The sequence below is a fragment of the Massilia antarctica genome (genome assembly GCF_015689335.1).
In the GTDB taxonomy this organism is placed as follows: Bacteria; Pseudomonadota; Gammaproteobacteria; order Burkholderiales; family Burkholderiaceae_D; genus Telluria_A; species Telluria_A antarctica.
Genome location: NZ_CP065053.1, coordinates 2,523,538 through 2,537,089, shown reverse-complemented (window position 1 = coordinate 2,537,089; position 13,552 = coordinate 2,523,538). Strand labels below are relative to the sequence as shown.

Sequence of the window (13,552 nt, the reverse complement as noted above, 5' to 3'; positions counted from 1 at the left end):
TAGTGCGACGATGAAGAGATTTTGTCAATCATAAGATTGCGTAATTCACGCGTTTGCCGTCGTCGTCATCGTCGCCATCGCCGTCGTTCCCGCGCAGGCGGGAACCCAAGTTCGTAGCGCAGCTAGAGGCGGCTCAATAAACTTGGGTTCCCGCCTGCGCGGGAAGTCGTTTCTGGCAGTGCCAGGAACGACGGGGGGCGCGAACGACGGTGGTAGAGGTGATGGCGGTGACGGCGGTGGTGGAGGTGATGGCGGTGACGGTGGTGGTTGCAATGATCGTGGGAGTAACGATCAAGCGGCGCAGCCGCCTCCTCCCCTACTCGGCGCGGCGCTTGGCCGGCTTGCCCAGCGAGGCGCGCACGGTCACGCTGATCGGAAAATCGCGCTCCACCGGATGCGCGCTGCCGTAGCAGCGGTTGAGCAGCGCATTGAGCCCGCTCAGGGTCACGTCGCGCCACGGGATGTGCACGGACGTCAGGCGCGGCGCCGAGAACTGCGCGCTCGGCGTATCGTCGTAACCGAGCACCGACACGTCCCCCGGCACCGACAGCCCCACATCCTGGAAGTACGACAGCGCACCGACCGCCATTTCGTCATTGGCGCAAAACAGCGCCGTGAACTTGTGTCCCGAGGCGACCAGTTCGGCCGCCGCGGCCCAGCCGCCTTCGGGCGAAAAATCGCTCTCGGCCACCCACATTTTTTCGGTGTTGATGCCGTTGCGCTCAAGTTCGCCCATGAAGCCGGCGATGCGGTCGACGTTGTCGGGCGAGGTGGATGGTCCGGCGATCACCGCGATCTTGCGGTGCCGGTGCTCCAGCAACGCGCGCGCCGCCGCGATGCCACCCTCGGTATGGTCGGCCGAAAAGCACTGCTCGGCGATGCTGGCGAAGCAGTGGTTCAGCACCACCACGCGAGACTGCTTGGGCCCGAGCGCGGCGATGTCGTCGTCCGACAGGTGATTGGTCAGCAGGATCAGGCCATCGCAGCCGCGCTCCATCAGGAAGTCGATGCCTTCGATGGCCTGGCGCCGCGCATCGCCCGAGCCGACCCCGAATGCCACCACCATGTGCAGGCCGGCGGCGCGCAGCGCGGTGTCGATCGATTGCAGGATCGGGGTGTAGAAGGTGCCCTTGAGGACGGGAATGTACACGCCGATCATCTGCGAGGTGCCGGACAACAGCGAGCGCGCCGCGTGCGACGGACGGAAATCGAGTTCCGCGATGGCCTTCTTGACCCGTTCGAGCGTCGCGGGCGAGACCGAGCCCTTGCCGCTGACGACGCGCGACGCGGTTCCCAGCCCAACGCCGGCAAGGCGTGCTACGTCTTTGATATTGGCCACGACTTCCTTTGATCGGTCAGATTAGTAAACACAGCGAAAGCATACCGCAAACCGCGCATCATGCATGCCTGGAGGATCCCACCCAGGAAAAACTCACAGGCGCTGCCCGCTGGCCTTGTCGAACAGCGACACGCGCGCGGCGTCGACCGCGAAGCGCACCGGCTCGCCCAGCGCGAACACGCGCGTGTCGTTGACGATGGCCGAGAGCTGCTGCCCGGCGCTGGCGATCCATACGATCTGGTGGTTACCCATCGGTTCGACCAGCGCCACCGTGCCCTCCAAGGCGCCGTCGGCGCCGATGCGGATATGCTCGGGACGGATGCCGAGCACCAGCGCCTGGCCGGCCGCCGCACCCACGGCGCCCCCTTCCAGGCGAAAGCCCTTGCCAGCAAAGCAGCCCTCAAGGTCGATCGCGCCATCGATGAAGTTCATCGATGGCGAACCGAGAAAGCCTGCCACGAACAGGTTGGCGGGGCGTTCGTAGACGTCGGCCGGGGCGCCGATCTGCTGGATTTTACCGGCCCGCATGACCACGATGCGGGTGGCCAGGGTCATCGCCTCGACCTGGTCGTGGGTCACGTAGATCATGGTCGAGCGCAAGGTCTGGTGCAGCAGTTTCAGTTCGCGCCGCAGTTCGGCGCGCAGCTTGGCGTCCAGGTTCGAGAGCGGTTCGTCGAACAGGAACACGCCCGCTTCGCGCACCAGCGCACGCCCGATCGCCACGCGCTGGCGCTGCCCGCCCGACAGCTGCGCCGGTTTGCGCGACAGCAGGGGTTCGAGATGCAGCATCTCGGCGGCGCGCGCGATGCGGCGCGCAATCTCCGCCTTGGGCGTGCCGTTGATGCGCAGCCCGAACGACATGTTTTTCTCTACCGTCATGGTCGGATACAGCGCATACGACTGGAACACCATGCCGATATGGCGCTCGCTCGGGTCGGCGAAGGTCATGTCCTCGCCGCCGATTTCCACCGTCCCGGCGCTGACCTCGATCAGCCCCGCGATGCTGTGCAACAGGGTCGATTTGCCGCAGCCGGAAGGCCCCAGCAGCACCAGGAATTCGCCCTCCTCCACGGCCAGGTCGAGGTCCTTGATGATCTCGTTGCCACCGAGGGTGATGCACAGCTTGCGGACACAGACATTCGACATGGATTACCCTTTTACCGCGCCGGCGGCGATTCCGCGCACGAACCAGCGCCCTGAGATGAAATAGATCGCCAGCGGCACCAGCGACGTGAGGATGGTGGCGGCCATGTTGACGTTGTACAGGCGCGTGCCGGTGGTCGTGTTGATCACGTTATTGAGCTGCACCGTCATCGGCGCGTTGTCGCGCCCCGCGAACACCAGTCCCAGGATGTAATCGTTCCACACGCCGGTCACCTGCATGATCGCGGCCACCACGATGATCGGCAGCGACATCGGCAGCATCACGTGGATAAAGATGCGAAAGAAGCCGCCGCCGTCGATGCGCGCGGCCTGGAACAGTTCGTGCGGGATGGCCGCATAGTAGTTCCGGAACAGCAGGGTCATGACTGGCATCGCGAAGATCATGTGCACCACCACGATGCCCGGCAGGGACCCGAACAGGCCGAAGGCGGCCAGGACCCGCACCAGCGGATAGATCATCACCTGCAGCGGAATGAAGGCACCCACCATCAGGATCGCGAACAGGGTCGATGCGCCGCGCGGCTTCCAGAACGACAGCGCGTAGCCGTTCAGGGCGCCGATCAGGATCGGCAGGATCGTGCTCGGCACCGTGATCGCCACCGAATTCCAGAAGCCGCCGCGGATGCCTTCGCACGAGGCGCCGGTGCAGGCACCGCTCCAGGCGTCGCTCCAGGGTTGCAAGGTGATTTGCAGCGGCAGCGCGAAGATGTTCCCGAGCCGGATTTCTTCCATCGGCTTGACCGAGGTGACCAGCATCACGTACAGCGGCAGCAGGAAGAACAGCGCGGCGCTGATCAAGAAGGCATAGACGCCGATGCGCGCCGGGTTGAAGTGCGAAAGGCGCTTCATGCACGCCCCTTGCGGCTGCGCGCATACGCGTACGGCGCCAGCATGGCCAGCACCGGCACCAGCAGCACCACCGCGCCGGCCGAGGCCAGGGCGATGTTGGCGCGCCCGAACAGGTGGTCCATGATGAACTTGGCCGGCACTTCGCTGGCCGTGCCGGGACCGCCCTGGGTCATGGCGACGACCGCATCGAACAGCTTGACCACGGCGGTCGCGAGCAGCAGCAGCACGGTGGCAATCGTCGGCCACATCATCGGCAGCACGATCGACACATACACGCGCCAGGTGGGAATGCCGTCGAGCCGCGCGGCCTTCCAGATTTCGCCGTCGATGCCGCGCAGGCCGGCCAGCATCATCGCCATCACCAGGCCGGAGGCCTGCCACACGGTGGCGATGACGACCGTGTACATGACCATGTCCTGGTCGACGATCCAGTCGAACGAAAAACCGGCGAACCCGAACTGGTGCGCCGCCTGTTCGATGCCGTTGCCGGGCGTGAGCATCCACTGCCAGACCAGCCCCGTGGCCACGAACGACATCGCATACGGATACAGAAAGACGGTGCGCAGCACACCTTCGCCGGTCACGTTCTGGTCGATGAACACGGCCAGCAGGAAGCCGATCACCAGGCAGGCGCCGATGAACAGCACGCCGTACAGCGCCAGGTTATGCAGCGACAGCAGCCAGCGTTCGTTCTCGAACAGGCGCGTGTACTGCGCCATGCCGACAAAGGTGTCGGACGGGAAGCTGCGCGAGTTGGTCAGCGAAATGTGCAGCGACCAGAGCACCGTGCCGAGGTAGCCGACGATCACCGTCAGCGCCATCGGCAGCAGCGCGGCAAAGGGAATGACCCGGCGCAACGGGTGGCGGATGCGCATCGGTCAGCCTTTCAGGGCGGCGGCGATATTCTTCTGCGCCTTTTCGACCGCCATGGCGGTGTTCCAGTACGCGGTCAGCACGTCGACCAGCGCACCGTTCTGGTCGGGTGTCAGATAGACCTCGCCGTTACCGACGTGGCGCGTGCGGTCTTTCATCACCACCAGCGCGGCCTGGGCGCAGGGGTCCAGCGCGGAGGCGTCGAGGTCGGCGCGCACCGGCAGCGAACCCTTGACCCGGTTGAAGGCGGCGACCGTCGCTGGCGCCACCATCACGCCGGCCAGCAGCTTTTGCGCCCTGACGGTATCGGCGTTGGCGCTCTTGGGGAAGATGAAGGCGTCGCCCTGGATCAGGAAGGGCGCCCTGGGGCCGAAGCCGGTGATGCAGCCATACTCCTTGCCGGCGGTGAGTTTGGCCGCATTCAATTCGCCCTTGACCCAGTCGCCCATGATCTGCACGCCGGCCTTGCCGCTCACCAGCAGCGCAGTGGCGTCGTTCCAGTTGCGCCCGGGCGAGCCGGGATCGACATACGATTTGAGGCGCTTGAACGCCAGCAGCACCTGCTTGAACGGTTCGGAGGCGATCGCGCGCGGGTCGCGATCGCGCAACACGCTCAGGTACAGGTCCTTGCCGCCCACATTGGCCAGCACCGCCATGAAGACGATATTTTCCTGCCACGACTGGCCGCCGTGCGCCAGCGGTATCAGGCCGGCGGCTTTCAGCTTGTCGAGCGCGGCGAACAGTTCGTCCATCGTGGCCGGCTCTTTGGCGACGCCGGCTTGTCTGAAGGCGGCCCTGGAATACCAGATCCAGGTCGGCATGTGGACGTTCAAGGGGACCGCGTAATAGTGGCCCTTGACCTTGATGACGTCGCGGATGGGCGCCGGCAGGGTGCTGTCCCAGCGCTCTGTGGCGGCGATGTCGTCGACCTGGTTGAGCATGCCCTGCTCGACCAGGTCGAGGAACTGCATGGAGGCGTTGAACTGGGCGGCGGCGGGCGGATTGCCGCCGACGATGCGGTTGACAGCCACGGCGCGTGCCTGCTCGTTGCCGGCGACGGCGGTGTCGACCCAGACCCCGCCGGCGGCGCGGTAGGCGTTGGCGATGGTCTTGACGGCGGCCGATTCGCCGCCCGAGGTCCACCAGTGAATGACCTCGGCCCGGGGCGCGCCGGCCTTCGGCCGTTCGGCTTGAGGTCCGGCCGCGTGCGCCATGGCGCAGGCGCCCAGCGCCAGCGCTGCCGCCAGCGCCAGCTTGTGTGCTCTGTGCATCCTGTCTCCTTGTGTGCGGATCTGTGTCCGCTCGCCGGGGTAACGCCGGATTGGAAACGTTACCATCGCAAGCACACGAATATAACACCCATCGATTTTAGGTGTCAACGAATTAACAGTGCACCACAGCGTCACCCGGAATGCGAGCGGCCAGGCTGGCGCAGCCTGGGTCGCCGGCGCAGGACGCGACGATGAAAATCAGCGCGATTTTGTTAACGTTTCACAACAGCCGGCCCCAAAAACCGGGCCTTGGCGCTAACGGAAAGTGGGTCCGGCGGAATGAATGATGTCGCGCCAGGATGAACGGGCAGTCGGTGGCGTGCCCGGCACCATCTGCGGCACCGTGACCATGTCTTGCGCGGCCTCGGCATCGCGCAGGGGTTGCGGGAGCGCGGGAGCGGCCGCCTGGGCGGCCGGCGGCGGTACAGGGTTGGGAGTGGGAGCGGCCACGGCCGGGGGAGCAGCTGCGGGCGCGGGAGCGGCGGCAGGCGCGTGTACAGGCGGCGCCACGGGCGTGGGGGGCAGCATGGTGTACGCCTCGTCGCTGACCCCGGAACGCACCATGCCGCGCCGGTACGGGGTCGTGAGGACGCGCCCGGTCACGTCGAGCGGCACCCCGCCCGAAGCCAGGTAAATTGCGGCTTGGTGAACCGATACGGTGTCCTTGAGAAGGATTGCCTTCTCCACCGTCGCGGCCATTGCATGATTCTTGCGTCGCTCTTCCATTGCTGCTCCCTTTCGGCAACAATATACAGCCCGATGGATTTCAGCGCAATCCTTGCCGCCGACTTCCCCGGGTTACCCTCTTGCCTGGCCGCGCGGCTTGGCCGCCCACTGGCGCACGCTGTCGCGCTGCCACTGCGCCGCGCAATAGGCCTTGAGGCGTTCCGGCACCGGATCGCCGTTCAAAATCAAGCGGTTCAGCGCCAGCGCCAGCTCGCTGTCGGCGATGCACCATTCGCCGAACAGGTGCTCGCCCTTCACCAAACGCTCGGCGATGCCGGTCAGGCGATCCGCGGCAGCCTGACCGGCCGCCGTCAGCGGCGCTTGTGTCGGCGCGCAGAACACCACTTCGGTCGAGCGCTCGGCGCGCAGGGCCATCAGGTCGCTGCGCAGCCAGGCCATGACCTGGCGCGCGCGGGCACGCTGTTCCAACCCGCCCGGCAGCACGGCTTGCCAGGCCGGCGGCGGAAACGCTTCTTCCAGATACTCGACGATGGCGCTCGACTCGGCCAGCCTCAGATCGCCGTGCACCAAAAGTGGAACACGTCCGGTCAGGCCCAGGTCGCGAAAAGGCGCCTGCTGCTGCTCGCCCTTGTCCAGGTCGACCGTGTGCAGGGTGAACGGCAATTGCTTTTCGGTCAGTGTCTGGAACACCGACAGCGCCCACGGACTGGTGAAACGGCTGTCGACGTACAGGATCAACTCTTGCATGATGGGCTCCGGTAGTGAAAAAGTAAGAAACGAGCCAACCATGGTATAGCAAAGATTGCAAGATTGTAGCTGCCCCCTCAGAAGTGGTAGGCCACCCGCACCATCGGCGTTTTGGCGCGGTAGCCCTGCCCGCCCGTGGTCGCCGAGGTGTTACCGAATTTATTGTTCCAATACTGGTATTCGAGGCCCACGCGGAAGGTGCGCTTCTTGTAGCCCATCGCGGCGCCGGCGTCGAACATGAGCTGCATGTCGATGTTGGTTTCGGCACCGGTGTCGGCCCCGGTTTCGCTCTTGCCCTTCGAAGCGATGAAGTTGGCAAAGCCCTCGAAGGACCACAGCTCGCCGGCCGGGATGCCCCAGCTGGCCGTGAGCATAGGATGCAGGTCGTAGGTGTAGCGCCCGCGCACGTTCGATATCGGCGGGAAGGCGCCGCTCGGCGCATTGCTCTCGCGTAGCAGCAGCAGGCTGGTCGACAGGAAGCCCGGCACGTCCCACATCAGGGTCGGGCCGGCCACCAGCATCCGCTTGCGCGAGTTGTAGCCGACGTCGTTCTTGGCGTTCCAGTCGAAACCGACAGTCACCCCGGCGCCGCTCACCGGGCCGAATTTGACGGGGGCGCCGCGCAGCTTGCCGATGTCGAGCGTGTGGCGATACACCAGGTAGGCTTCCTGGGCGCCGTCGGTCTGGTTCAGCGAACCGGGGTCCTTGCTGTCGGAAACGAGCATGTCGAGGTTGAAGAAATTGCTGCCGTACTGGTAGCCGCTGGCATGGGTCAGCGCGAAAATGTTCTTGCCAACATTGTCGCGGTTGAAGGGTTCGCGAAAGCGGTTGCCGGTGCGCCAGCTGATCGCCGTGTCGCTCCAGTCGGCCGCCTGGACGGCGCCGCCAGCCAGGCTGGCCGTGGCGAGGATCCAGGCCGCGGGAAGGCGGCGCAGGATGGTTGCGGTCATGATGGTCCCGTGGTTGAGAGTGTCGAAAACAAATGGACGGCGGTCAGAATTCTTCCCAGTCGTCGCCGGCCGGCGCGGCGGCTTTGGCCGGCGGCTTGGCGGGCGGCTTGCCCGTCGGCTTGCTGCCCGGCTTGGCGGCGGGCTTGGCGGCCTGGTGCGGCGCCGGCGCGCGCGCCACGGCGCGGGTGGCGGGCACGCGCCGCGCCGGCGCGGCAGGCGCGGCCAGCGGCGTGGCGCTCTCGTCGAGCTTGAACACGCTGACCACCTTGGCCAGGTTGGCGGCCTGGTCCTGCAGCGACGCGGCCGCCGCCGCCGCTTCTTCCACCAGCGCGGCATTCTGCTGGGTGGCGTCATCCATGGCGCTGATCGACTGGTTGATCTGGCCGATGCCCTGGCTCTGTTCGAAACTGGCGGCGGCGATCTCGCTCATCAGGTCGGCGACCTGCTGCACCGAGGTGACGATCTGGTGCATGGTGACGCCGGCTTCGTCCACCAGGCGGCTGCCGGCATCGACCTTTTGCACGGAGTCGTCGATCAGGGTCTTGATTTCGCGCGCCGCGCCCGCCGAGCGCTGCGCCAGGTTGCGCACTTCGGACGCGACCACGGCAAAGCCGCGTCCCTGCTCGCCGGCACGGGCCGCTTCCACGGCCGCGTTCAGGGCCAGGATGTTGGTCTGGAAGGCGATGCCATCGATGACGCCGATGATGTCGGCGATCTTGCGCGAACTGTCCGTGATCGATCCCATCGTGCTGACCACCTGCCCCACCACTTCGCCCCCCTTGACGGCGTAGGTGGAGGCGGACACGACCAGCTGATTGGCCTGGCTGGCATTCTCGGCATTCTGCTTCACGGTCGAGGTCATCTGTTCCATGGCGGCCGCGGTTTGTTCCAGGCTGGAAGCTTGCGCTTCGGTGCGCCCCGACAGGTCCATATTGCCGGCCGCGATTTCGCTCGACGCGGCGGCGATGGTTTCGGTGCTGCCGCGCACCTGGCTGATGGTCAGGTTGAGCGAGGAGACGAAGCGGTTGAAGGCCTCGGCCAGTTCGCCCACCTCGTCGCCGCTTTCGACCGGCATGCGGCGGCTCAGGTCGCCGTTGCCGCCGGCGATGTCGCTCAGCATGTGGGCGGCGCGCGCCACCGGACCGGCGATCGCGCGGCTGATCAGGTAAATGACGAACAGGCCGATGCCGCCGCCGATCAGCGCCGCCACCAGGGCCGAAATAGTGGCGTCGCGCGCCACATTGCCCAGCACTTCGGCTTGCGGCACTTCGGCCACCACATACATATTCAGTTCCGGCACAAAGGACGACACCACCATGCGCCGCGCCGCCCCGAGGTCGGTTTCGGCATGGGTGAATTTGGCGCCGCCCAGCAAGGTCTTGCTCAGCGCCTCGTCGTAACCCGGCAAATCCTTCAGATAGTGCTTGCCGTCAGCCAGGGCGGCATCGCGGTGCACCAGCACCAGGCCGTTGGCGCGCACCAGCGAGACGAAGCCGGACTGGCCGATGCGGTAGGCGCGGATGGTGTCGGCCAGGGCGGTCACCGACAGGCCCAGGCCGGCCACGCCGAGCTTGCCGCCCGGCGCCTCGGCGCGGGTATTGATGAACAGCATGAATTCATTCGACCCGACTTCCTTGTCCAGGTCCAGGGTGTAGGGCTTGCCGCTGGCCAGGAAGCCATAGAACCACTGATCGGTGCCGGCGGCCTTGTCCAGGGTGCGGCTCAAGCCCTGTTCGGTCATGTATTTGCCGCTCGTATCGGAAATCCAGAACACGGTGGCGGCCTTGTTCTTCGCCTTGATCTGGCCGGCGTAGGCTTTCCAGGCTTGCATGCCGCTGTCGGGCAAGCCCTCCGCTTCCCATGCCTGCACATACGTGTTGTTGGCCAGCGCCAGCGAGGTCGCCAGCGGCACGGCGATCTGGCGCAGCACGTCGTTGCGGATTTCGCCGATCACGGACGGCAATTCCTGGTTGACGACCCGCTCGCGGATGCCGCGCCCGGTCATGGTGATGCTCAGGGTGGAGGAAATGACGACAAACAGGAGCAGACAGGCTGCCATGCTCAACATCAATTTCTTTTGGATCGAGAGGTGGCGTAACAAGGTCAAGGGGTGTCCTTTCGGTGACAGGCAGTCACAACGTAAGAACATAGTCCTGTCTGGCTTGCGTCAGGTCAAGACCAAACGCAATCGCGCGTGTTATCGCCCCGGGAAGTGTTGCGTGCCTGTCGGAAGCTGGACAAACACGCAACTATTCAGCCGGCGCCGAGATAGATAAATTTGAACAGGAACACCCCCGCGATCACCCACACCGCCGCCTTGACTTCGCGCCAGCGCCCGGTCATCAGCTTGAGCACGGCATACGAGATGAAACCGAAGGCCACGCCCATCGCGATCGAGTAGGTAAACGGCATCGTCAGCGCGGCAATCGCGGCCGGAATGCTTTCGGTGGTGTCGTTCCAGTCGATCTCGCCCAGTTCGCGCAGCATCAGGCAGGCCACGTACAGCAGCGCGGGCGCGGTGGCGTAGGCCGGCACCACCGACGCCAGTGGCGACAGGAACAGACAGCCGAGGAACAGGATCGCCACCGCCACCGCGGTCAGACCCGTGCGCCCGCCGGCCTGGACCCCGGCCGCGCTTTCGATGTAGGCCGTGGTGCTCGAGGTGCCCAGGGTGGCGCCGGCCACGATGGCGCAGCTGTCGGCCATCAGGGCCTTGTTCAGGCGCGCCATCTTGCCGTTGACCAGCAGGCCGGCGCGGCTGGCCACGCCCATCAGGGTGCCGGTGGCGTCGAACAGTTCCACCAGAAAGAACACCAGCACCACGTTCAGGATGCCGACCGAGAGCGCGCCCATGATGTCGAGCTTGAACAGGGTGGGCGCCAGGGATGGCGGGGCCGAGACCACGCCCTTGAATTGATTGCCCGCGAAGAAAAAGCTGAGCACGGTGACCAGCAGGATGCCAATCAGGATCGCCCCCTTGACCTTGAGCTTGTCGAGGGCGACGATCACGAAAAAGCCGGTGATCGCCAGCAGGGCGGGCGCCGCATGCAAGTCGCCCACGCCGAGCAGGGTGGCCGGATTGCCCACCACGATGCCGGCGTTGCGCAGCGCGATCAGGCCGAGGAACAGGCCGATCCCGACCGTGATGGCGACCCGGATCGAGGGCGGAATGCCGTTGACGATGAGTTCGCGCAGGCGAAACACGCTCACCAGCAGAAACAGGCAGCCGGAAATGAACACCGCGCCCAACGCCACCTCCCACGACAAGCCCATCTGCTTGACCACGACGTAGGCGAAATAGGCATTCAAGCCCATGCCGGGTGCCAGCGCGATCGGATAGTTGGCGTACAAGCCCATGATCAGGCTGCCGAGGGCGGCCGCCAGGCAGGTGGCCACGAACACGGCATCCTTGGGCACGCCGGCGTCGCCGAGGATCGAGGGATTGACGAAGATGATGTAGGCCATCGTCAGGAAGGTGGTCAGCCCGGCCAGCAACTCGGTGCGGACGTCGGTTCCGTTTTCCTTGAGTTTGAAATGGTTTTCAAGTAACGACAAGATGGTCTCTCCTGGTGATTATGCATGGGGAATGAAGGCGGCCGGGGTGCCGTCTGCGACCGTATCCTACCTGCTCGCGGCTGAACCGTATGAGTTGCGCATAAGCGCTATCCGATCCGGCATATGGCTGGCGCAAATACAACAGTTAACTGTTGCAGCAACGCAAATTTGCCTTAAACTAAAGCGCCCTTGCCATAAACGCTATCCGTTTGCTTAACATCAGCAGTTTGCCTCTCACCCGACCAGAAGGAAAAGGACTACGCATGAAACTAAGCCATATCGCATTCGCAGCGGTGACGCTGTGCCTCGGCAGCGCCACGTTGGCCGCCGAGACCATCAAGATCGGCGCCATGCTGCCGCTGACGGGCGGATCGTCGCCGCTCGGCCTGGCGGTGCGCGACGGCCAGCGTCTGGCGGTCGCGCACATCAATGCCCGTGGTGGTGTGCTGGGACGCAATCTGGAGCTGGTCGAGATCAACGACGAAAGCAAGCCGGAAAACGCGGCGCAGAACATGAAAACCCTGCTCTCGAAAGGTGTGGTGGCTTGTTCCTGCGGCGTGAACACGGGCGTAGTGCTGGCCTACCAGCCGGTGATGCAGGCGGCCAAGCTGCCCAATATCGTGCCCGCCTCGGCCGGCACCAAACTGACCAAGGCCTTCCAGAACGCGCCTGAAGGCAACTACACCTTCCGCGTGCAAGCGTCCGACACCTTGCAGGCGCAGATGATGGTCGATTACGCGGTCAAGAAGGGCTACAAGAAAATCGCGCTGCTGCATGACACCACGCCCTACGGCATGGGCGGGCACGACGACATGGTCAAGCAGTTGCTGACCCACGACGTCAAGGCCGTTTTGGAGGCCAGCTTCAAGGTCGGCGACACCGACATGTCGGCGCAGTTGGCCAAGGCCAAGGAAGCCGGGGCGCAAGTGCTGCTGGTGTATGGCATCGGCACCGAACAGGGCCATATCGCCACCACCGGCGCCAAGATGGGGATGAACCTGCCGATCATCGGCTCGTGGGCGAATGCCACCGATTCCTTCATCAATGTGGCCGGAGCCCATGCCGAAGGGGCGATCTCGCCGCAGACGTTCGTGGAAGGCGCCAGCTCGGCGTCGGGACGCGAGTTCGAGGCGGCTTACCGCGCCGAATACAAGCGCCCGCGCCTCACCAATCCGACCGCTGTCGCGGGCGGGCACGATTCGATCCTGCTGCTGGCCGCCGCCATCCGCCAGGCCAACAGCACCGAGGGCCCGAAGATCAAGGCCGCGCTGGAAAAACTGAGCACCCCGGTGCCGGGCGCGATCGCGACCTACAAAACGCCGTTTTCGGACGACGACCACGAAGGCGTCAACCTGAGCAGCGCCCTGATGGCGATCTGGAAAAAAGGCGCAATCGTGCGCGCACCGCTGTAACAGCGTCGCGTAGCGCGGCGTTCAGCGGGCCGGCCTGGCCAGTTGCGCCAGCGCCTGCGCGCTGCCATTGAACAGGTCGAGGTCGACGGCGCCGGCAATGCCGTCGAGCTTGCCCGTTTGCGAGTGCTGCCAGATCGCATAGCTGCTCACGCCCTGCGGCAGGACCGGGGCGGCGGCGCTGGTGTACTCGGCGATCCATAGCGGAAAATCGGTCAATGCCGCGCAGCCGGCCAGATTGCTGTTCCAGAAGCCGCCCGAGGAATAGATGATCGGGGTGCAGGACAAGGTCTTGCGCACCTGCGCCAGCCAAGCCAGCGCGCACGTGTCGATGGCCGCGCATTGCATGCCGCAAGCCGTTTCCACATCGAGCATGGGCGGCAGGTCGCCCGCTTGCGGCTCACCCAGCACGTCCAGGAAATGACCGGCTTGTGCGGCCCCATCCACATCCGCATGCAAAAAATGATAGGCCCCGCGCGCGATGCCGGCCGCGCGCATGGCCGCGTAGTTGGCGCTGAAACAGGGATCGGTGACACTATTGCCTTCGCTGGCCTTGGCGTAGGCAAACTGCACCTGGCGCGCGACCGTCACCCAGTCGATGGTCCCCTGGAAATGCGAAACGTCGATGCCCTTCAAGAACGTGCTGCTCATGGCGACCTCCTGGCAAGAACCCGGACGGCCAGATTATCATCCTTCGGCGCCGAAACA

General features: G+C 65.1%; 12 protein-coding genes. 1 reads left to right on the top strand and 11 read right to left on the bottom strand.

What is annotated here, in order from left to right; translation table 11 throughout:
• Nucleotides 1–316 precede the first annotated feature (316 nt).
• The 10 genes from IV454_RS11510 to IV454_RS11465 form a co-directional block, all read right to left on the bottom strand.
• Nucleotides 317–1,339 carry a LacI family DNA-binding transcriptional regulator gene (locus IV454_RS11510; RefSeq protein ID WP_206091563.1) on the bottom strand — a complete coding sequence of 341 codons (1,023 nt, stop codon included), beginning with the start codon at nt 1,337–1,339 and terminating at the stop codon, nt 317–319.
• A 93-nt stretch (nt 1,340–1,432) separates the two neighbouring features.
• Nucleotides 1,433–2,485 (bottom strand): ABC transporter ATP-binding protein, encoded by a 1,053-nt coding sequence (locus IV454_RS11505; RefSeq protein ID WP_206091562.1) that lies wholly within the window; start codon nt 2,483–2,485, stop codon nt 1,433–1,435.
• Between the two features lie 3 nt (nt 2,486–2,488).
• Entirely contained in the window at nt 2,489–3,352 is an 864-nt protein-coding gene (locus tag IV454_RS11500; protein WP_206091561.1) for a carbohydrate ABC transporter permease, read from the bottom strand.
• Complete coding sequence (locus IV454_RS11495; protein ID WP_206091560.1) at nt 3,349–4,227, bottom strand: carbohydrate ABC transporter permease; 879 nt, start codon at nt 4,225–4,227, stop codon at nt 3,349–3,351. The genes IV454_RS11500 and IV454_RS11495 overlap by 4 nt, the downstream gene beginning before the upstream one ends.
• Nucleotides 4,228–4,230: 3 nt before the next feature.
• A complete protein-coding gene (locus tag IV454_RS11490) occupies nt 4,231–5,496 on the bottom strand; it encodes an ABC transporter substrate-binding protein (protein WP_206091559.1) in 1,266 nt (421 codons plus the stop codon).
• A gap of 255 nt (nt 5,497–5,751) precedes the next feature.
• Nucleotides 5,752–6,222: a hypothetical protein gene (locus IV454_RS11485; protein ID WP_206091558.1), complete on the bottom strand. Its 471-nt coding sequence runs from the start codon at nt 6,220–6,222 to the stop codon at nt 5,752–5,754.
• A gap of 72 nt (nt 6,223–6,294) precedes the next feature.
• Nucleotides 6,295–6,930, bottom strand: a complete 636-nt coding sequence (gene yfcF / locus IV454_RS11480) for a glutathione transferase (protein WP_206091557.1) — start codon at nt 6,928–6,930, stop codon at nt 6,295–6,297.
• Between the two features lie 77 nt (nt 6,931–7,007).
• Nucleotides 7,008–7,880 carry an outer envelope protein gene (locus IV454_RS11475; protein ID WP_206091556.1) on the bottom strand — a complete coding sequence of 291 codons (873 nt, stop codon included), beginning with the start codon at nt 7,878–7,880 and terminating at the stop codon, nt 7,008–7,010.
• A 43-nt stretch (nt 7,881–7,923) separates the two neighbouring features.
• On the bottom strand, nt 7,924–9,987 hold the full coding sequence (locus IV454_RS11470; RefSeq protein WP_229522193.1) for a methyl-accepting chemotaxis protein: 2,064 nt from the start codon (nt 9,985–9,987) through the stop codon (nt 7,924–7,926).
• Nucleotides 9,988–10,133: 146 nt separating this feature from the next.
• A complete protein-coding gene (locus tag IV454_RS11465; protein ID WP_206091555.1) occupies nt 10,134–11,435 on the bottom strand; it encodes an NCS2 family permease in 1,302 nt (433 codons plus the stop codon).
• A 263-nt stretch (nt 11,436–11,698) separates the two neighbouring features.
• Between IV454_RS11465 and IV454_RS11460 the strand changes: the two genes are divergently transcribed.
• Complete coding sequence (locus IV454_RS11460; RefSeq protein WP_206091554.1) at nt 11,699–12,847, top strand: ABC transporter substrate-binding protein; 1,149 nt, start codon at nt 11,699–11,701, stop codon at nt 12,845–12,847.
• Between the two features lie 21 nt (nt 12,848–12,868).
• Here the strand turns inward: IV454_RS11460 and IV454_RS11455 are convergent, their stop codons facing one another.
• Nucleotides 12,869–13,495 (bottom strand): glycoside hydrolase family 25 protein, encoded by a 627-nt coding sequence (locus IV454_RS11455; protein ID WP_206091553.1) that lies wholly within the window; start codon nt 13,493–13,495, stop codon nt 12,869–12,871.
• Nucleotides 13,496–13,552 lie beyond the last annotated feature (57 nt).

Coding starts and splice junctions, on each gene's coding strand:
- IV454_RS11505 (WP_206091562.1), bottom strand. CDS start 2,485: ATGTCGAATGTCTGTGTCCGCAAGCTGTGCATCACCCTCGGTGGCAAC.
- IV454_RS11460 (WP_206091554.1), top strand. CDS start 11,699: ATGAAACTAAGCCATATCGCATTCGCAGCGGTGACGCTGTGCCTCGGC.
- yfcF (WP_206091557.1), bottom strand. CDS start 6,930: ATGCAAGAGTTGATCCTGTACGTCGACAGCCGTTTCACCAGTCCGTGG.
- IV454_RS11485 (WP_206091558.1), bottom strand. CDS start 6,222: ATGGAAGAGCGACGCAAGAATCATGCAATGGCCGCGACGGTGGAGAAG.
- IV454_RS11495 (WP_206091560.1), bottom strand. CDS start 4,227: ATGCGCATCCGCCACCCGTTGCGCCGGGTCATTCCCTTTGCCGCGCTG.
- IV454_RS11475 (WP_206091556.1), bottom strand. CDS start 7,880: ATGACCGCAACCATCCTGCGCCGCCTTCCCGCGGCCTGGATCCTCGCC.
- IV454_RS11490 (WP_206091559.1), bottom strand. CDS start 5,496: ATGCACAGAGCACACAAGCTGGCGCTGGCGGCAGCGCTGGCGCTGGGC.
- IV454_RS11500 (WP_206091561.1), bottom strand. CDS start 3,352: ATGAAGCGCCTTTCGCACTTCAACCCGGCGCGCATCGGCGTCTATGCC.
- IV454_RS11455 (WP_206091553.1), bottom strand. CDS start 13,495: ATGAGCAGCACGTTCTTGAAGGGCATCGACGTTTCGCATTTCCAGGGG.